The 18,722-nt window shown below is 62.6% G+C and carries 18 protein-coding genes; 11 read left to right on the top strand and 7 right to left on the bottom strand.

The window, feature by feature from the left end:
• From F4Y38_03740 to F4Y38_03695, 10 genes are all read left to right on the top strand, one after another.
• On the top strand, positions 1–712 hold a 712-nt coding region (locus F4Y38_03740; GenBank protein ID MXY48395.1), incomplete at its 5' end, for a heme-copper oxidase subunit III.
• 47 nt (positions 713–759) lie between these two features.
• A complete protein-coding gene (locus F4Y38_03735) occupies positions 760–1,974 on the top strand; it encodes an aminotransferase class I/II-fold pyridoxal phosphate-dependent enzyme (GenBank protein ID MXY48394.1) in 1,215 nt (404 codons plus the stop codon).
• Between the two features lie 137 nt (positions 1,975–2,111).
• Positions 2,112–3,308 carry a hypothetical protein gene (locus F4Y38_03730; protein MXY48393.1) on the top strand — a complete coding sequence of 399 codons (1,197 nt, stop codon included), beginning with the start codon at positions 2,112–2,114 and terminating at the stop codon, positions 3,306–3,308.
• A 90-nt stretch (positions 3,309–3,398) separates the two neighbouring features.
• Complete coding sequence (locus F4Y38_03725) at positions 3,399–5,102, top strand: peptide ABC transporter substrate-binding protein (protein ID MXY48392.1); 1,704 nt, start codon at positions 3,399–3,401, stop codon at positions 5,100–5,102.
• A gap of 121 nt (positions 5,103–5,223) precedes the next feature.
• Entirely contained in the window at positions 5,224–6,258 is a 1,035-nt protein-coding gene (locus tag F4Y38_03720) for a zinc-binding dehydrogenase (protein MXY48391.1), read from the top strand.
• Positions 6,259–6,329: 71 nt separating this feature from the next.
• Entirely contained in the window at positions 6,330–8,189 is a 1,860-nt protein-coding gene (locus tag F4Y38_03715) for a hypothetical protein (GenBank protein ID MXY48390.1), read from the top strand.
• A gap of 80 nt (positions 8,190–8,269) precedes the next feature.
• Entirely contained in the window at positions 8,270–9,571 is a 1,302-nt protein-coding gene (locus F4Y38_03710; protein MXY48389.1) for an ABC transporter permease, read from the top strand.
• 136 nt (positions 9,572–9,707) lie between these two features.
• On the top strand, positions 9,708–10,724 hold the full coding sequence (locus F4Y38_03705) for an ABC transporter permease (GenBank protein MXY48388.1): 1,017 nt from the start codon (positions 9,708–9,710) through the stop codon (positions 10,722–10,724).
• A gap of 18 nt (positions 10,725–10,742) precedes the next feature.
• Positions 10,743–11,732, top strand: coding sequence for an ABC transporter ATP-binding protein (locus F4Y38_03700; protein MXY48387.1), 990 nt, complete (start codon positions 10,743–10,745; stop codon positions 11,730–11,732).
• A 13-nt stretch (positions 11,733–11,745) separates the two neighbouring features.
• Positions 11,746–12,750 (top strand): ATP-binding cassette domain-containing protein, encoded by a 1,005-nt coding sequence (locus F4Y38_03695; GenBank protein MXY48386.1) that lies wholly within the window; start codon positions 11,746–11,748, stop codon positions 12,748–12,750.
• 51 nt (positions 12,751–12,801) lie between these two features.
• On the opposite strand, the gene add is transcribed toward F4Y38_03695, so the two are convergent.
• On the bottom strand, positions 12,802–13,875 hold the full coding sequence (add, locus tag F4Y38_03690) for an adenosine deaminase (GenBank protein ID MXY48385.1): 1,074 nt from the start codon (positions 13,873–13,875) through the stop codon (positions 12,802–12,804).
• Between the two features lie 224 nt (positions 13,876–14,099).
• Between add and F4Y38_03685 the strand changes: the two genes are divergently transcribed.
• A complete protein-coding gene (locus F4Y38_03685) occupies positions 14,100–14,939 on the top strand; it encodes an MBL fold metallo-hydrolase (GenBank protein MXY48384.1) in 840 nt (279 codons plus the stop codon).
• A gap of 78 nt (positions 14,940–15,017) precedes the next feature.
• Here F4Y38_03685 and F4Y38_03680 read toward each other — a convergent pair whose 3' ends face one another.
• From F4Y38_03680 to F4Y38_03655, 6 genes are all read right to left on the bottom strand, one after another.
• Entirely contained in the window at positions 15,018–15,824 is an 807-nt protein-coding gene (locus F4Y38_03680; protein MXY48383.1) for a TauD/TfdA family dioxygenase, read from the bottom strand.
• A 63-nt stretch (positions 15,825–15,887) separates the two neighbouring features.
• On the bottom strand, positions 15,888–16,154 hold the full coding sequence (locus tag F4Y38_03675) for a peroxidase (protein MXY48382.1): 267 nt from the start codon (positions 16,152–16,154) through the stop codon (positions 15,888–15,890).
• Between the two features lie 51 nt (positions 16,155–16,205).
• Positions 16,206–16,451 carry a peroxidase gene (locus F4Y38_03670; GenBank protein MXY48381.1) on the bottom strand — a complete coding sequence of 82 codons (246 nt, stop codon included), beginning with the start codon at positions 16,449–16,451 and terminating at the stop codon, positions 16,206–16,208.
• A 20-nt stretch (positions 16,452–16,471) separates the two neighbouring features.
• The gene (locus F4Y38_03665; protein MXY48380.1) at positions 16,472–17,320 is read right to left on the bottom strand and encodes a hypothetical protein; all 849 of its coding nucleotides are present in this window, start codon (positions 17,318–17,320) and stop codon (positions 16,472–16,474) included.
• Positions 17,321–17,390: 70 nt separating this feature from the next.
• Positions 17,391–18,161 (bottom strand): SDR family oxidoreductase, encoded by a 771-nt coding sequence (locus tag F4Y38_03660; protein MXY48379.1) that lies wholly within the window; start codon positions 18,159–18,161, stop codon positions 17,391–17,393.
• A 186-nt stretch (positions 18,162–18,347) separates the two neighbouring features.
• Complete coding sequence (locus tag F4Y38_03655) at positions 18,348–18,563, bottom strand: hypothetical protein (protein MXY48378.1); 216 nt, start codon at positions 18,561–18,563, stop codon at positions 18,348–18,350.
• Between the last annotated feature and the right edge of the window lie 159 nt (positions 18,564–18,722).

Raw genomic sequence — 18,722 nt, 5'->3', positions numbered from 1 at the left:
GGAGTGGGAACGTGACCCCGGCTCCGGCGGCGGGCATACCGGATCGGATCGGCGCGACACCGGAAACGGCCACGGTGACAACCGTGGTGACGGCCGTGGAGGTGGCGGCCGGGGCGGTGGCGGTGAAGACGGACCGCCCGGTTCCCCTCCCGCGTCGCCGGCGGCCATGGGGACCAACGTGCTGGGCATGCTGGTGTTCATTGCCAGTGAGGCCGTCCTCTTCCTGACGCTGATCGTCACGTTCGCCGTTGTACGAGCGGGTTACCCGGAATGGCCGCCATCGGACCAGCCCCGGCTCCCCGTGACGATGTCCTTTTTCAACACCCTTGTCCTGCTGGGTAGCGGCGCGGCCATGTTCGGAGCGTGGCGGTCCATCCGGCGCGGACTCGTGCCGCATTCCAGGCGTTTGCTGAACACGGCCACGCTGCTCGGCATCCTGTTCCTGGTGGTGCAGGGCGTGGAATGGATCCGGCTGATCGACTTCGGCCTGACCGTCACCCGGAACATCTACGGCGCGGTTTTTTACGTAATGATCGGGATGCACGCGCTGCACGTCTTCATCGCCGTCCTGGGACTGCTCTACGTGTCGCGCAGGTTCGGCAAAGGCGCGTATACCCGCGAAGCACACGACGGATTGACCATGGGCGGGATGTTCTGGGGATTCGTCGTGCTCGTCTGGCCCTTGCTGTTCGTTTTCGTCTACCTCCTGTGAGCCTTCCGTCTTTAGCGTTTCCTTCCTTAAAAAGAAACGGAGCGAGCATGAAACCGACCTTCGGCGCCGCCGTACAGCGAACGGCGGAAGCGCTGAGCGCCCAGGGCAAGGACGCCAACCAGATCGCGAAGATCGTATGCGACCAGGACCCCGATGGGTACAACTACGGCATCGGCATCGTCGTGGACGGGAAGGGGAAGGCATGGCCGACCTCCGAGACGCTGCTCAACCATGCCAGGGCCGAAATCGACCACAGCCTGCTCGGCGAGTACATAAGTACCGCGTCCCTCGCCGTTCCGTTGAAGGAAGCGGTGCTGCGGTGGCAACGCATCCCCAAGGACTACTGGGACCGCTTCTCGCTGCTGATTCCCTCGGACGCGGGCACAGGCGCGGTGAAGACCGCGGTAGAGATGACCCTGCAGCTCTATCCGGATCTGCAGGCAATAGGCGTGGAAGCACTGTCCTGGCCCGCATACAAGGCGATCGCCCGGATGAGCAGGATCTCGTGCCGCGAGTTTCCCATCGGTGACGTGATGGATGCGCCTGACCTCCTGCCGGTCTACCAGGCGGGCCCGATGAATACGACCGGCCGCGTCCAGTCCCTCGAGACCATGCGCGAACGGGCCTACGCGTCGAAGGACCGTCCCGTGCTGCTGGACCGGGCCTACTCCGGATTCGAGTATGCCCGCCTCCTCGAGTTCCGCGGATACGACGAGATTATGGCCATGAGCTATGACGGCCAGATACGCCCCTTCATCGAAAACGACGTGCCCTTCTGGATCTCCGTCAGTCCCACCAAGTCCTTCGGCACCTTCGCCCTGCGTCCCTGCGGGTTGCTCCTGGTACACCTGCCGGACGCGTCCCGGACGGGAGAAGTGGCGGCACTGGCCAATACGGTGACGCGCGCCCGGGGCTCGTCCTTCGAACACCCAGTCACTCGGGCCTTTGTGTCGGCGCTGGTCAACGACCTGAGCGCCCTGGAGCGTGAACACGCCGAAATACTGCGGCGGGTCGCGACAGCGGAGAAAGCCTGGAAGGACCGGTGCGCGGGGTCGCCGCTCTCCGAGTTGTTCACGGACCGCTATGCCGGACTGTTCCGCAATCCCCGCGTCGAGGACGAGGCCCAGGCGGCGATCTACGACGCCCATCTGTATCCTGTCTTCACGCCCGGACGCTGCAGGCTGAACGTCACCGGTCTTCCGGTGGAAGGCGAGGTCGCTCGCGAACACGTTGCGGTCTTCTCAATGCATTGCCGTGGATAAAGGCATGGCCTTGGACTGAGAATGAACGTCATTCCTTTCTTTTCACGCTTGTTTTTGTCGGTTCAACCGTTTAATTTCTACGGCCTGAATCAATGAAATATCCGTCATTCTAATCCGATCCGAAAGGACATCACCGCATGGCACAGGTCAGCATCGTCAGGCACAATCCCATCGCCATCTTTTCCAATCCCACGGAAGTGCTCGTCAAGGACGATCTCAACCAGGTATTCCGCCTGGTCGAACCGAGCGGAAATGTGGGCACGCAGTATCCCAACGACGTGGGCTCAGAGTGGTTCGGCACGATCGAGAACCTGAACAGGAACCTGACGATCTGCGGCGTGAACTGGTCCGACGTCTACAAGACGGACGTGCTTTGGACGACCCCTTCCGGCGACCGCGAGGACTGCGACCGGCTCAAGGACGACTACAACACCGTGTACGCGCCGATGATCGAGGCGGTGACCGGCGGCCCGCTGCGTTCCAACCGCATGGCGCGGTTTACGCATCCCGAAGGCTTCCCGGACCCCGTGGCGCTGTTCGAGGTGCAGATCAAGGCCGTCAGCGGCGAGCACGTCACTATCGGAGACGGCGTGATCGACTACGGATACTGGAGAGACCACCAGCCGAGTGGAGCCTCGGTCATGCACACCCGCGACGGCAAGGTCATCACGTCCCTCGGGTCCGACCTGGCGGAGGAAACGGCCTTCGTGCTGGACGAGCAATACGAGAAACCCTTCGCCGAAGCCGGTGTCGATTTCCGGAAGCAGACCGTTTGGATGGAGATTCTGGTCGCTGTCGACGACGAGCCCGGGAAGACCTGGGAGCGGATCGACACGGTACGGAGGGTCTTCGAGGACTACTACGGCGACGACCGGCCGGCCGGGCTGATCTACCCGGTCTCCCGCATCCCGAACCTGGACGGCATCGTGGAACCCCAGCCCCGGGTGGTCTCGGGCGACGTGGGCATCACGCGGTCCGGGGATCTGGAGGACGGTTTCAGCACATGGACCTCCATTCACTATGGCGGCGTGACCGAAGTCATGACCAGTGCCGTGGGAGGCGACGACGCCGGCCTGCAGCTTTCGACGCTGGATGCGCGCATCCAGGCGGCGGGCGGAACCGGACTCAAAGAGGACGGCATCTTCAACAACGCCTACGTGGTGGCCGGTGACGACACCGAAGCGAACCGGGCCTGGATACAGGAGTTCAATGCGTCGTTCAGCGCGTGGTACGAAGGATCGGCGCCGGCGGGCCGCACCGCGCAGTTCATCGGCGGCATTCAACAGGCGTCTTACCGCTCGGGGATCTCCAACCGCGCCATTTTTGCCGGATAGCACGGGAATGGTCAGGCCGGGAATGGTCAGGCAGGATATGGTCAGGCAGGGAATGGCGTTTCAGACCTGCGCAGCCACGGGGAGGTACGCATGAATCCCGGCCTTCTGCTGTGTTTTCTGCTGCTTTTCCTTCCTGTTTTTCAAGTCGCTCAAAACGACTCAGGCCAGCCCGTAGCCACGGTACAGTCCGTGGCCACGGCGCAGCCCGTCAATTCGGTGGGCAAAACCATGCCGCCGGACGCGGCGCCCCTCGAGGGGCAGGTCTATTCCTTCCACCTGCCCGAACCCACGACGCTCGATATCGGTATCGCCGTCTACGAGGCGACCGGCGCGGTGTTTTCCTTCGAAGGCCTCACCCGGCTGGATCACAACAACGAACTCACGCCGGCGGCGGCCGATCGATGGGAGGCGTCGCCCGACGGAACGCGCTGGACCTTCCACCTGCGCCGCGGCGCGAAGTGGAGCGACGGCCGGCCCGTCACGGCCCACGATTTCGAGTATGCCTTCAAGCGGATGGTCGATCCGGCCAGCGCGAATCGAAATGCTTCCTTCTACTATGAAATCGAAGGCGCGAAGGCCTTCAACCAGGGACAGACCCGGAATGCGGATTCAGTCGGCGTCCGCGCCATCGACGACCACACACTGGAAATCCGGACCACGCTTCCCTGTCCCTATCTCCCCTACATCGCCTCTTTCCCCACCTCCGTTCCTGTGCCTCGCTGGCAGGTGGTAAAATACGGTCCGGGCTGGTCCGAACCCGGCCGTTTCGTGACCAACTCCACCTTCAAACTGGCGTCCTGGGATCACGGCGCCCGCTTCGAATTCGTCCTGGACCCGAACTATAACGGCCCCCACAGGGGATTCGTGGAGCGGATCATCGGGAAATTCCTGGATACCCGCATGATGGCCGGCGGCACGCTGTCCTACGAAAACGACGAGATCGACCAGCAGGACGTTACCCCCATCGATCTGCCGCGCATCCGGAGCCATCCGGGGCTGTCCAGGGAACTGCACGTCAGCAAGGATTTCATGACCCATTTCCTCTTCTTCAACGCGGACTTTTCCCCCTTCGACAACCTGAAGGTGCGCCAGGCGATCAGCCACGCGATCGACCGGGAGGCCATCTGCCGCGTGCTGCTCCAGGGCATGGGCATGCCGGCCTGGTCGATGCTGCCGCCGGGGTTTCCCGGCTACGCGGGTGGCAAGTACCGGGACATTCAGCGCTTCGACCCGGAACGGGCGAGACAGCGCCTGCGCGAGGCGGGTTACCCGGAGGGACGCGGGTTTCCGAGGATCGAGATGTGGATCAACAATGTGGGCCGGCAGCAGGTCGGCCAGGCCATACAGGAGATGCTCAAATCCCACCTGGGGATCGATATGACGATACGGGTCGTCGAAAACATCTCCTACCGGACCGCCCAGTACCAGCGAAAGATTCCCTTCAGCCTCATCCAGTACCACTACGACTATCCCGACCCGAACAACATGCTCGCCATGGTGTGGCGGTCCCAGCCCGCCGGATACAGCCGCCATCCCTGGATCAACGCCGAATTCGACCGCCTGGTCGACGAGGCGGCATCGGAAATGGACGCGACCCGGCGGTTCCGATTGTACGACCAGGCCCAGCGGATTCTCGCGGATGACGTGGGCGCCGTGTTTCTCTACTACGGCATGAAGGCTTCGCTGCGAAAACCCTGGCTCAAGGGCATCAAGCGCGACCGTGACGGCGAATACCCCTTCTGGGGCAACAACACGGGCTATTTCGACATCTACATCGGTGATGACAGACCCTGACGGTCCACCCCGCGCAGCCCCGTCCGTTTCGGTTTGACAATACCCGCCGGTCGGGTACATTCAGGAAGATGCGTCCGGGCGTCCCGGGTTGGATCAGTAGCCGGCGCATGCAGTCGCACCAATGGGTTGTCAGGAAACATACGTCTGTATTCGGAAAGGAAATCCGATGAAAGCGGGACAGGTCGTCGAACGGGAACGCATCGAAATCGTGGAAGCCGAACGGCCGGACCTCGCGCTGGAACGGACCGATCCGGACGGGCTGAAGGACCTCGTGCTCGTTCGAACTGTAAACGCCGCCATTTGCGGCAGCGACCATCCGCTTTTCACGGGTCCGGCGAACTACCCCGCGCCGCCGGGCGTTTCCCTCCATGAGAGTATAGGCGTCATCGAGAAGTCCTGGTCGAACGGATGCCGGGAAGGGGATCTCGTCCTGGCCCTGCCCTCCGGCTCTAGCGCCATGGCCGAGTATTTCCTCGGACTGGGCACGTCCGTGACGCCGCTGCCGAAGGGACTGCCCCAGGAGCAGCTTCTGATGGCCCAGCCCCTGGGTACCGTGTTGTATTGCCTGCGCAAACTGGGCCACTGGTTCAACGCGGAGGTCGCCATCGTCGGCCAGGGCCCCATGGGACTGCTCTTCACGGCCATGATGCGTAACCTGGGCGCGGCGCTGATTATCGGTATCGACCAGCACGACAACCGGCTCGCTGCCGCGAAGGAGATGGGGGCGACCCACACCGTGAACTCGGCAGGCACCGATCCGGTGGAGGCCGTGACCGAAATCACGGACGGGCGGATGGCCGACGTGGTGATCGAAGTCGTGGGTGTCGAAGAGACCTTCAACCTGTGCGTCAAACTGGCCCGGCGTAATGCGCGGTTCATCAACTTCGGCGTCCCGAAGACAACGCAGTACACGGCCGACATCTTCGATCTTTTTCGCAAGAACATCCAGTTGACGACTTCGGTCGGACCGGATATCCATATCGACTTCGCCAGCGCGATGCGCATGATCGGCGAGGGCCGCGTCGACGTTTCGCCCATGATCTCGCATAAACTGCCCTTCGCCAGGGTCCAGGAAGGTTTCGAAATGGCCACCGGACGCAAGGGCGAGTGCATCAAGATCGTCATCGATTTCGAGGAGAAGGGCCTGGGCAGGTAGCTGCCCGGAGGACCACCGGACTGTATGCGGGTTATGCATCGTGCACTGGACATGCCTGGAGGTATCACATCATGCATAAGACCATGGGTACCGCGGCAACGACCGCAGCCATTTGCCTGCTTGCCTCTCAGATCGCCTGCGGCGGCGGCGAAACCACGGAAGATCCCTGGAACAAGGTACAGACGATCCTGTCCGAATCGAGGGATACGGTCGTGCTGGATGGTACGGAGAAGGCCGCGCTGAAGTACGCGGGCATGGACGAACCACGGTACGGAGACTGGATGGTGCGCCACGCGCTTTCCGATCCCGAAAACTTCAATCCCTACACGTCGAGCGACCAGGGCGCCACGCAGGTCCATACCTACGTCTTCGAATCGCTGCTGGAGCCGGCGTACGATCCACCCTACGCGCAGCGGGGTTTCATTGCGGTGGACTATCCCGCCGTATCGGACGACAAGCTGACCTATACCTTCCGACTTCGCGAGAACGTCCATTTCTCGGACGGCGTTCAACTGACGGCGGACGACGTGTTGTTCAGCATGAAGGTCATCCAGACGCCCACGGTACGGGCACCTCACCTCAGAAACTACTACTCCTCCATTCAGGACGTCAGGAAACTCGGGGAATACGAGATCAGTTTCGAATGCCGCCAACCCTACATCCTGAACGATCTCTTCCTCGGCGGTTTCGATATCCTCCCGCGGCACTTCTACGATCCGGACGGGTTGCTCGATCCAGTGCCGATCGGCAGCCTCATCGACGGTAGCTGGGAAGCGGGGGAACACGCGGACCGGGTACGGCAGTTCGGCGAAAGGTTCAACCAGGATTTCAACCGGCGCATGTTGGGAAGCGGGGCCTATTACGTGGCGGACTGGGAGGACGACGTGGTCACGGGCCAGCGGGTCGTGCTCACCCGCAACGAGAACTACTGGGGCCGGGACGTGGAAGGAATCCCCCCCGCCGGACACGTGGACAGGGTCGTCTTCAAGATCATCAACAACCTGGACGCCGCCTTCATCGAACTGACCAACGGCAACCTCGATATCCACGGAATGAAACCCCTGGAATTCAAGGAGAAGAGCTGGTCCCCCGGTTTCGTGGACCGGTTCATGAAGGGTATTCAGTATGCGGGAGGATACGTCTATATCGGGTGGAACAACGAACACCCCATATTCCGGGACCGTCGGGTACGCCAGGCGATGACCCACCTCACCGACCGGGAATCCATGGTGCGTAACCTCCTATTCGGGCTCGCGGAAACTGTCGAAAGTCCCATTCACAAGTTCCGGCCCGAGTACAATCACGACCTGCAGCCCTACGCCTACGACCCGGAACGGGCTTTGGCCTTGCTGAACGAAGCCGGTTGGTCGGATACGGACAACGACGGGATCCTCGACAGGGAGATCGACGGTGAGCGAACCCCCTTCCGTTTCGAGTTTCTCGTCAACTCGGGCAATCAGCTCAGGAAAGATATTGCGCTGACGCTACAGAGCGCGTTGGAGGACCTCGGCATCGACTGCCAGGTCCGCGAACTGGACTGGTCCATATTCCTGGAAAGGGTGAAGAACAAGGATTTCGCGGCCGTGACTCTCGGCTGGAGCGGGGGAACGGGACTGCGCTTTCCGCCGGATTCCTACCAGATCTGGCATTCGTCCCAGATCGAAGGTAACGGATCGAACTTCGTAAGTTTCCGCAATGCGGAATCCGATGAGATCCTCGAGGTCTACCGAACGGAATTCGACATGGACCGGCGGATCGAACTGTACCGCCGGTTCCAGGAGATCCTCCACGAGGAACAACCCTATACCTTTCTCTGGAAATCGCGTGTCGCCAGTGCGTACAGCCGGCGCTTCCAGGGCGTCAACTGGTATCCGGCAGGCGCCGTGAACCAGGAGTGGTGGGTAGAGCCTACCGACCGGATGTACCAGTAACGCAGCGCGTTTCCGGCCCCTGTCCATACCCGTGATGACGCGCTGAACCGGCCATGACCCGGCGGGGGGCACGTTCTCCTATGCTCGGTTACATCCTTCAACGCTCGCTGCTCATGGTCCCTACGCTCGTCGGGATCACGGTGATCTCCTTCTTCATCATGCACCTGGCTCCCGGCGATCCCGTGGACCTGTTCCTCGGCGGCGTGGCCGGCGGCGAGGGGCTCGCGTCCGACCGGCAGCAGGACATCGAAAAGACCCGCGAGGAACTCCGCAGGCAGCTCGGCCTGGACCGGCCGGTCCACGTGCAATACTTCAACTGGGTCACGGCGCTGTTCCTGAAAGTCGAGACCATCAGCGCATTCGACCGGAGCGCCTTGCGGGCGGACGGGTTGCTGGAACGGCTCGAAGCGTCGGAACGTCGTGCGCTGACGGGACTGGACCGGGCAGAGCAGAAAGAGCGGTTCCTCGTCCTTGCCCGGGATATCGCTCCAGAGGAAGCGGGCGAACTGGAACGGTCCTCTTTCTGGGAAGGCAGGACCTTCAGCGCGGCGGGTAACTATGCCTACCGGGGTGCGGGGATCGAACTCTTCAAACTCGCGGGGCACCGCTTCGTCACGCTGGATTTCGGCCGATCCTTCAAGGACAACCAGCCCGTCATCGGCCGGGTCATGGAACGGTTGCCCGTAACGCTCGAGATCAACGTCATCGCGATCGTCATCGCCTACCTGGTGGGCCTGCCCCTCGGCGTCTGGCTCGCGGTCAAGCAGAACACCCTCACGGACCGGATGCTGACGACCGGTACCTTCGTCCTGTGGTCCATGCCCTCCTTCTGGGTGGGCATGCTGTTGATCATCTTCCTGTGCAACCGGGAGTTCCTGTACTGGTTCCCGGCCTCGGGCATACAGTCGCTGGACGCCTCCAGCGAGTGGAACTTCTGGCGGCTCCTCACGGACCACCTGTACCACATGTTCCTGCCCGTGCTGGCCTCCGCCTACATCAGCTTCGCGACGATCTCCCGGTTCATGCGGACGAGCATGCTGGAGAACCTGCGCCAGGACTACGTGCGGACCGCCCGGGCCAAGGGATTGTCGGAGAAAGTCGTCATCCTGCGGCACGTGTACCGCAACTCGCTGATCCCGATCGTGACCACGTCCGCAGGGTTGCTGCCGGCCCTGATCGCTGGATCGGTTTTCATCGAGACGATATTCACCATTCCCGGCATGGGGCTGCTCGGTTTCGAGTCGGTGCTGACCAGGGACTACCCCATGGTCATGGCGCTTTTCACCATTGGTTCCCTGCTTTCCCTGTTGGGCATCCTGGTCGCGGACATCCTGCTCAAGGTCGTCGATCCGCGGATCACATTCGACCAGTTGCAGGGATAGGAGACCGGCATTGGGAAGGAGTAATTCACTGTGAAGGAGACCGGCGGTGGGATCGGACTCGTCCAACCTTAACGACAATGAAGCCTTAAACGGCACGCCGGCCGATGGCGTGAGCGGCACGCCGGCCGATGCCGTGATGAACGAGGGCGGCGAGAGCTTCTGGCGGCTGACGCGCAAGGAGTTCCGCAAGAACCGTCCGGCGCTCTACAGCCTCTACGTCCTCGTGGCCATGGCCGTCCTCGCGCTGACCGCGGACCTGATCGCCGGCAACAAGCCGTACTACATGGTCTACCAGGGAGAGACCTACTTCCCGGCGTTCAGGCAATACGCGGTGTACACCGGCCTGATGGACTGGCCGGAGGAGTTGCGGACGCGGAGGAACTTCAAGCGGTACGCGTACAGCGACGCGGTGTTTCCCCTGATCCCCTACGCGCCGGACGAGATCCGCCTCGGCGCCCGGTACGAGCGTCCGGGAAGCGACCACCTGTTCGGCACGGACCGGCTGGGCCGCGACGTGCTGTCCGGACTCATTCACGGTACGCGGTATTCGCTGACCATCGGGCTGGTCTCGGTGGGCATTTCCCTGCTCATCGGCGTGGGGCTCGGTGCGCTGGCGGGATACCTGGGCGGGTGGACGGACCTGATCCTGTCCCGCGTATTCGAACTCTGGGCGGCGATCCCGCCCTTCTTCCTGATCATCACGGCGGCGGCCTTCTTCCCACCGAGCCTATTCTGGATCATGATCATCATCGGGTTCACGGGATGGGTGGGCATCGCCCGGCTGACCCGCTCCCAGTTCCTCCAGGTCCGGGCCTTCGACTACATCGCGGCGGCGCGTGCCCTGGGCTGTTCGAACCTGCGCATCATGGCCGTGCACATCCTGCCCAACGCCATCGCGCCCGTGCTGATCCCCGCGGCCTTCGGCGTGGCCGGCGCCATCCTGGCCGAATCGGGACTGAGCTTCCTCGGCATCGGCGTGCCCGCCGAGGTCATCACCTGGGGATCGCTGCTGGCCGGAGCGCGCAGCAATATCGCGGCCTGGTGGCTCGTAATCGTGCCCGGATTCGCCATTTTCATCACGGTCACCCTGTACAACCTGCTGGGAGACGGACTGCGCGACGCCCTGGACCCCAGGCAGCGCGGAACCGCATGAGAGACGCATGAGGGACCCATGCCGAACACGATCCTGCGCGTAAACGACCTGAAGACTTACTTCGACACCGAGAGTGGCGTGGTGCGAGCCGTCGACGGCGTCAGCTTCGAGGTGGAGACCGGCCGGACGCTTGGTATCGTGGGCGAGTCCGGGTGCGGCAAGAGCATGACGGCCTACTCCATCCTGGGACTGATCCCGCAGCCGCCCGGCCGCATCGCCGGAGGAGAGATCTTCTTCGAGGACAGGGACCTGCTGAAGCTTTCCCACCGGCAGATCCGGGACATACGGGGCAACGACATCGCCATGATCTTCCAGGAACCCATGACGTCCCTGAACCCCGTATTCACCATCGGCGAGCAGATCGCCGAGGCCGTCCGCCTTCACCGCGGCGCGGACCGGAAGGAGGCCTGGAGGCGGACCGTCGAGCTGCTGGACCTGGTGGACATCCCGCTGCCGGAAGAACGGGCCGAAAGCTATCCCCACGAACTCAGCGGCGGCATGCGCCAGCGCGCGATGATCGCCATGGCTATTTCCTGCGACCCGAAGCTGTTGATCGCCGACGAACCGACCACGGCGCTGGACGTTACGATCCAGGCGCAGATTCTCGATGTGCTGCGCCGCCTGCAGGAAGAACGGGGCATGGGCCTCATGCTGATTACCCATGACCTGGGCATCGTGGCCGAGATGGCCCACGAGGTGCTGGTCATGTACGCGGGGCAGGTCGTGGAGCGGGCCGACGTGAAAACGCTCTTCGGCAGTCCCCGCCATCCTTACACCCGCGGACTGCTCGCCTCCGTGCCGACCATGAGTTCGGGTTCGGAGGAGCTTTCGACCATCGAGGGGACGGTGCCGGATCCCGTGGGCTTTCCGGCGGGATGCCGCTTCGCCCCGCGTTGTGATTTCGCGGTGGAAGCCTGCGGCCGGCCGCAGGCGCTGAAGGACGTGGAAGGCCGCCACCTGGTCCGTTGCGGCGAATGGCAGCGGGTCGTGCAGGCGGAGACGGTATAGCGGAGTTAATCGTATGGCTGAAGGAAATGGAATGTTACTGCAGGTCCGGGGACTGAAGAAACACTTCCCCGTGGGCGGCGGACTGCTGCGGCGCCACCGGGCAGCCATCAAGGCCGTCGACGGGGTCGACCTGACCCTGGAACGGGGCGAAACGCTGGGCCTGGTGGGCGAAAGCGGGTGCGGGAAGACCACGATCGGACGGGCGATCCTGCGCCTGGTCGATCCCTCCGCGGGAACGGCCACGTTCCATACGGCCCTCGAAGAGGGGGATGCGCGCAGGCCGCACGCGGTCTTCGAAATGAAGAAGGGCGATCTCCGGCGGCTGCGGCGCCAGATGCAGATCGTGTTCCAGGACCCCTACGGCTCCCTCAACCCGCGTATGACCGTCGGCGCCCTGCTCAGGGAACCTTTGACGGTGCACGGATTGAGCACACGGGCTGAAGCGGGTGACCGCGTGGCCGAACTGCTCGAAACGGTGGGCCTGAATCCCGCGCACGCCCGCCGGTATCCCCACGAGTTCAGCGGCGGCCAGCGGCAACGCATCGGCATCGCAAGGGCGCTGGCCGTCCGGCCCGAGCTGATCATCGCCGACGAACCGGTCTCGGCGCTCGACGTATCGATCCAGGCGCAGATCATCAACCTGCTCAAGGTGCTGCAGGACCGGTTCCGGCTCAGCTACCTGTTCATCTCCCACGACCTCCGCGTTGTGCGCCACATCAGCGACCGGGTGGCCGTCATGTACCTCGGCAGGATCGTCGAAACATCCACGCGGGACCAGTTGTATGCGAAACCGCTGCACCCCTACACCAGGGCCCTGCTCTCGGCCGTGCCCCTTCCCGATCCCACGCTCGGCCGCGACCGGATCATCCTCAAGGGCGACGTGCCCAACCCGGCAAACCTGCCCCCGGGGTGCCCCTTCCACCCACGGTGTCCCCTGGCGGAGGCCCGCTGCAAGACCGAAGTCCCCGTACTGGAAGACAAGGGTAACGGCCACAGGGCGGCGTGCCACCTGGTCTGAGGGTCCAGGTCAGCCTGCCTGATCGGGAGTCAGGCGAGGGTCGCCACGAGGTCAGCCGTCCTGGCCCGGTTCGCCCGCCTTGTCCGGTTCGCCCGTCCGGCTCCGCAACGCGCGCATTTCATTGCGAAATTCGGTCTCCAGGATCTGTTTCCGATCGTCCGGCAGGAAGCTGAAGCGAATCCCGTTCAGCAGGATTTCGTCGATGGTTTCCCTGGAAAACCCCCAGGGGTCCGCGAGCAGGTTGGCTTCGCCGGTCAACGTGGTGTTGAACAGGGGGGGATCGTCCGAGTTGACGGTAACGGTAACGCCCGCCTCGTGGAGTGCCTTCAGGGGATGAGACGCCGCATCGGGGTAGAGCCCTAGGCTGATGTTGCTCGTGGGGCTGATTTCAAGCGGTATCCGGTGTTCCGCCAGGTAATCGACGAGTTCGGGGTCCTCGATGGCCCGCACCCCGTGCCCGATGCGCACGGCGCCCAGGTCATTGATCGCGCTCCAGATGCTCTCGGGGCCGGCGTGCTCACCGGCATGGGGGGCGCTGTGCAGTCCCGCGGATCTCGCCCGGTCGAACCACGGAACGAAAGGCGCGGGTGGGTATCCTTCCTCCATCCCGCCCAGGCCCAGGGCGACGACCCCGTCGTCCATCCCCTCGATGGCCACATCGGTCGTATAGTCGAACCGTCCCCGCTCGGGGTAGTCGTTGCGCACCAGGTCGAAGACCCAGTTGATTTCGCAGCCGAACGATTCCCTTACCCGCCGGCGTCCGTTTGTCAGCCCGGTGAACCACACGTCCTGGTCGACCCGGTTGATCCAGAGGTGAGTGCTCGGCGAGAAGGTCACTTCGGCGTACCGTATGTTCTGGCGGACCATGTCGGCGCCGAATTCGTACACGATCAGCTCGAAATCCTCCACGGTGCGGAGGCACTTCGTGATGGCGACATAGACCTCGATGAAATGGTGGAAATCTCTGAACCGGTACCAGTTACGCAATCCCTCCTCCGTGTCCGCCGGCAGGTCGACGCGGTGCCGTTCCGCCAGCATCAGCAGCGTGGACGGCTGAATGGACCCTTCCAGGTGCACGTGCAGGTCCGCCTTCGGCACGGCGGCGATGTAGTCGTAAAGGGACATGTCGGTAACCTGCGGATACTATGCGCGATTCAACTGGATCAAGGACGGCGCGGCCGCGAAGAGGTCAGGAAGTGTCAGGAACGAACCTGCGCTTCCGTTTAAATGTAACGGAAATCCCGCAGGGCGTAAAGCGCGAGCACATTTGCCATGACATTCACCTGGCCGGCAACTATTATGTGAGGGCATGTAAAACGGTAGAAAGGAGTTAACAAAAGGAGCACGAAGTGGAACTGTCTGTCGTCAGCGGCGGCGTATTCAAACTGGACGGCGGGAGCATGTTCGGGATCGTTCCGAAACCGCTTTGGGAGAAGGTCTGTCCCCCCGACGAAAAGAACCGGATCTCCAACGATACGAACTGCCTGCTGATCCGGAAGGACGGGCGGCTCATCCTGGTCGACACGGGTTACGGCGACAAGATGACCGACCGGGACCGGGGCATCTACGGGATGTCGGGTTCCACCATCCTGGGATCTTTGTCGGCCCGGGGCGTATCCGCGGAGGATATCGATCTCGTCATCCTGAGCCACCTCCATTTCGACCACGCGGGCGGCGCGACCCGGATGGACGAGGAGGGCCGGGCCGTACCTGCTTTCCCCAACGCGCAGTATGTGGTTCAGAAAGGCGAGTGGGAGGACGCCCTGAGTGATTACGGCACCATGAAGACCACCTATCGCCCCGAGAACTACCAGCCCCTGATGGACCGGGGCGTGCTGACCCTGGTGGAGGGTGACGTGGAGATCGAGGAAGGGATCCGTGTCGAGGTGACCGGCGGCCATACCCGGTACCATCAACTGGTGAAAGTGGAGTCCGGCGACTCAAAAGCGGTCTACTCAGGCGATATCCTGCCCATGAAGACCCACCTGCGGGCACCCTACAACATGGCCTACGACCTGTTTCCCTACGATACCATGGTCGCCAAGATGCGCCTGCTCCGACAGGCGGCCGACGAAGGCTGGATCATCGCACTGGATCATGATGCGAACGTCTCCTCGGGCAGGATTTCGTGCGAGGGCGAAGACCGGTACGCAATCGAACCGGTGGTGCTGGATCAACAGTCTGCTTGATCCGGGTCGCCCGAGGTACTGCTGATCCAGGCCGCCTGACTACAGGCCGGCCGCGGACCGCGCGCGATTCCACGCCACCTATCTTGTTCCCGCGCCGAACACCTGCGTGCGCCACATGACCCGGCGTTGCCGGTCGTCGAATGGCGTGCGGCGGTGCATAGTGCAGCGGTTGTCCCACATGACCAGGTCGCCAACCGCCCAACGGTGCCGCCAGATGAAACGAGGATCGGTGGCATGGGCGATCAGCTCGTCCAGCAGGTTCTGGCCGCTTCCCTGTTCCATGTCCGCGATGTGATGCGTCAGGTGGGGACTGACGTAGATCACATTACGCCCGGTCTCCGGATGGATTCGGACGACCGGATGCATCGTGGGCTCCGGGGTATTCAGCGCGTCGATGGAGTGCCGGTGAACCGCGTTAAGGCCGTCGATGCGGGCCTTCATGTCGGGGTCCAGCGCTTCGTAGGACGCATATCCGTTCGCCCACATCGTGTCGCCGCCCTCGTCAGGTATTTCCAGCGCGTACAGCAATGAAATCGTGCCCGGTTCAGGAAGGTAGGACAGGTCCGAATGGAAGGGGATTTCCTCGCTGCCGAGGGCCCCGATGGGCTTGCCGTCCTCGGTCACGTTAGAGATGACGAAGATCTCCTCGATGGGGCGATCCGGTTGCGGCCGCACGTGCGGTACGGGCCTTCCGAAATACCGGGTGAAGCGGACCAGGTCCTCCTGGCTGATCGCCTGGCCGCGGAAAAACAGCACGCAGTGGTCGAGAAAGGCGCCGCACAGCACACGTACGGTCTCCCCGTCCAGTTCGTTGCGCAGATCCAGGCCACGCACTTCAGCGCCGAGTGCGCCGCCGGTCGGAATGACTTCAAACGAATCCATCATGCCTCGTATACACGGATCCTGCGACCAACCCCGTTTTGGCGTAATTCCCGCAATGCGGGATGACTAGACATTCGTCGCATCCGGATCGTCCCAGAACGCCTCCAGTTCCACACCCAGGCCGTCCACCGTACGGTTGCACCAGGCGAAGAAACCCGCGATCTGGTTGATCTCCAGGATCGCCTTGTCGCCGAACCCGGCCTCCCTCAACGCAACGATATCCGACTCCGATGTCGTAGCGGGCGCCAGGGTCAGCTTGCGCACATAGTCCAGCATGGCGCGGTCGGCAGCGTCCAGGTCCGCCGCGCGGTAGTCCTTCTTGATCGCGTCCACCAGTTCCCGGTCGTTGATCTCTCTGAGGAGCCCCTCCCCATGATGGCGGATTCAGTACTCGCACTCGTTGAGGGCCGAGACGGTCGTCGCGATCATTTCACGCTGTCCCAGCGTCAGGTCGCAGTCCCCGTGCATGAGGCCCTTGTAGAAGACCATCACCGCCCGCATCGCCTGCACGTTCAGGCTGTGCGCTTTGATGATGTTGTCCACGCCGCCCCAGGATCGCATCGAGCCCTGGTAAATCCTGGCCAACTGTCCTTCCGCTTCCGATTCGTCAATGGTGCGTATCCAAGCCATGCAGGTCTCCTGTGGGTTGACTACAATCCGAAGTGACGCCGCATTCGAGTCACGGCGGCCTTCTCCTCCTTGCTCAGCGACTCCAGTTCGTATTCCTCTTTGGTGATCTGATCGCGGAATTCCTCGAAGGGCAGCCCGCCCTTGCCGGTTTCGTTGAAATAGGCGCTGAGTTGATACCGCTGGAAGATGTTCATTCTGGGATAGTCCTGGGTCCAGACCGCGGCGTCATGCAGCACGTGGGTCGAAAATACGAGGGCGTCGCCGGCTTCCATGGGTACGGTGATGGAGACAGGCGGCTGGTGGCCGACCTTCAGCCCGTCAGGCGTTGCGAAGGCCGACTTGTGGCTGCCGGGCACCAGGCTGAACCCCGTCCCCTCGGGTACGTCGGCCAGTGCGACCCAGGTGGCCAGGTGGCTGCAGTAGATCTCGCCGCCCGCCGCCTGGTAATCGTTGTGGGGGTTGCGGAACCCCGGCGGAAACTTGAACTCGCTGTCGTCCCGGTGGTAGCCCTGGTGATCCTCGTCGTCCGGCGCCGCCGGGTCCATTTTCGTGAAGTTGCAGTGAAACAGCCGGGGCATGCCCATAGTCAGCCCCGCGACGACGCGGATGATCTCCGGATCGGCGTTCAGTTCCTGGAACAACCGGTGGCCGTACTGGATGTGGTCCAGGTGTGTCTTGTAGGGCTCCTGACGGTGCCTGAACACCGGCGCGGGGATCTCGGGCTCGTCCACGGAGAGCCAGTGAGCGACGACCTCCAGGATGCGTGCCAGGCGATCCGGCGCGATCACGCCGCGCAGGTGCAGGTATCCATGCAGGTCGAAATGCCACTTCTCTTCTTCGGTCAACAGATTGGAATATGGCGACGGCATGGACGGCCCCCTGACGTTTCAGTCGACATACACCGCAGGCGCGTGGGATCCATTTAGGTTCCCGGGTGTCCTATCGGCCCAGCCAACCACCGTCGACGGCCAGTACCGCACCGTGGACGTAGTCGGAAGCATCCGAACTGAGGTAGACGACGGTGCCGCCCAGGTCGCTCGGCGCGCCCCACCGGCCGGCGGGGATCCGTTCGGATATGGACCTGGAACGCTCCGGGTCATGCTGCAGGGCCGACGTGAGGTCGGTGGCGATATAGCCCGGCGCGATGGCGTTGACGTTGACGCCCTTGGAGGCCCATTCGTTGGAAAGGGCCATGACCAGTTGTGCGACGGCCCCCTTGGACGCCGCGTAGCTGGGCACGGTGATGCCGCCCTGGAAGGACAGTACGGATGCGGTGAACACGATCTTTCCGCGGCCTCGGGCGACCATGTCCCGTCCGATCTCCCGGCTCAGGATGAACGGCGAGTTGAGGTTTACATTCATGACCGTGTCCCAGTATTCGTCGGAATGTTCGGCGGCGGGCGCCCTCAACGTAAGCCCGGCGTTGTTGACAAGGATATCGATGACCGGGAAATCGTTCTTGACCTGGTGAATGAAATCATACAGCGCGTCCCGGTTGTTCAGGTCGACGCTGTAACCGGTAAACTTGCGGTCCAGGGCTGTGACAGCCCCTTCGATTTCGCTGCCGGACGACTCCATCGACGCGCTTGCGCCTAAGATATCCGCGCCTGCTTCGGCGAGCGCTTCGGCCAGTCCCCTGCCGATCCCCCTGCGACAGCCGGTTACGAGGGCGGTTTTGCCATCTAGCCTGAATGCGTCCAGTATGGACATGAAGTCTCCGTTCTCAAGTGTAAGCCGATGAGGTCAGTGGTACCCGGAACGCGGCCACTGGAGTACTTTCAGCAGGCCGCTTATTGACGATTAGAAAAAGTTGCGGCGCGCGTGGTTTGTCAACCGGGAAACAGACGTCGCGGTCCCGCTGCGTGTCGAAGCGCGTTTGCGGATGGGAACAGCCGGCTATTTCAAACCGGGGAAAAGATGCTCGACGATCTTCAGAAGGATGATCGTGATGATGGGAATCGCACCGATAAGCAGGTTTAATTTGACTTCTATGGATTTAAGCCGATCCCGAATGCTATGATCCTTCGTGTACACCTCCGAAAACAGCAGATTGAGCCTGTCCGTTTCTGAAACGACCGAATCTGCCGGCTTAACTCCTGGATGGTCCGTCATTGGTCAACCTCCGGTCCGCGTGGGTGGAACGTAGTCCGCTGGTGTTATTGAATTAGTCATTGGCTGCCCACGGGTTCTCGAGTCCTTTGCTATATTTGTTACAATGGGTAAGACCGACTGTCTTCACCACGAGCGGACGAAAGACGGATAGGGCGGGCG

It is taken from the genome of Gemmatimonadota bacterium (genome assembly GCA_009838645.1).
Classification (GTDB): domain Bacteria; phylum JAAXHH01; class JAAXHH01; order JAAXHH01; family JAAXHH01; genus JAAXHH01.
Note: the sequence above shows the minus strand (reverse complement) of the source record. Positions and strands in the feature narration are given on the sequence as shown.

Bases quoted from the DNA above. Each gene is read 5' to 3' on its own strand.
- F4Y38_03735 (MXY48394.1), top strand. From the start codon at position 760: ATGAAACCGACCTTCGGCGCCGCCGTACAGCGAACGGCGGAAGCGCTG.
- F4Y38_03730 (MXY48393.1), top strand. From the start codon at position 2,112: ATGGCACAGGTCAGCATCGTCAGGCACAATCCCATCGCCATCTTTTCC.
- F4Y38_03725 (MXY48392.1), top strand. From the start codon at position 3,399: ATGAATCCCGGCCTTCTGCTGTGTTTTCTGCTGCTTTTCCTTCCTGTT.
- F4Y38_03720 (MXY48391.1), top strand. From the start codon at position 5,224: ATGGGTTGTCAGGAAACATACGTCTGTATTCGGAAAGGAAATCCGATG.
- F4Y38_03715 (MXY48390.1), top strand. From the start codon at position 6,330: ATGCATAAGACCATGGGTACCGCGGCAACGACCGCAGCCATTTGCCTG.
- F4Y38_03710 (MXY48389.1), top strand. From the start codon at position 8,270: ATGCTCGGTTACATCCTTCAACGCTCGCTGCTCATGGTCCCTACGCTC.
- F4Y38_03705 (MXY48388.1), top strand. From the start codon at position 9,708: ATGAACGAGGGCGGCGAGAGCTTCTGGCGGCTGACGCGCAAGGAGTTC.
- F4Y38_03700 (MXY48387.1), top strand. From the start codon at position 10,743: ATGCCGAACACGATCCTGCGCGTAAACGACCTGAAGACTTACTTCGAC.
- F4Y38_03695 (MXY48386.1), top strand. From the start codon at position 11,746: ATGGCTGAAGGAAATGGAATGTTACTGCAGGTCCGGGGACTGAAGAAA.
- add (MXY48385.1), bottom strand. From the start codon at position 13,875: ATGTCCCTTTACGACTACATCGCCGCCGTGCCGAAGGCGGACCTGCAC.
- F4Y38_03680 (MXY48383.1), bottom strand. From the start codon at position 15,824: ATGATGGATTCGTTTGAAGTCATTCCGACCGGCGGCGCACTCGGCGCT.
- F4Y38_03670 (MXY48381.1), bottom strand. From the start codon at position 16,451: ATGGCTTGGATACGCACCATTGACGAATCGGAAGCGGAAGGACAGTTG.
- F4Y38_03665 (MXY48380.1), bottom strand. From the start codon at position 17,320: ATGCCGTCGCCATATTCCAATCTGTTGACCGAAGAAGAGAAGTGGCAT.
- F4Y38_03660 (MXY48379.1), bottom strand. From the start codon at position 18,161: ATGTCCATACTGGACGCATTCAGGCTAGATGGCAAAACCGCCCTCGTA.
- F4Y38_03655 (MXY48378.1), bottom strand. From the start codon at position 18,563: ATGACGGACCATCCAGGAGTTAAGCCGGCAGATTCGGTCGTTTCAGAA.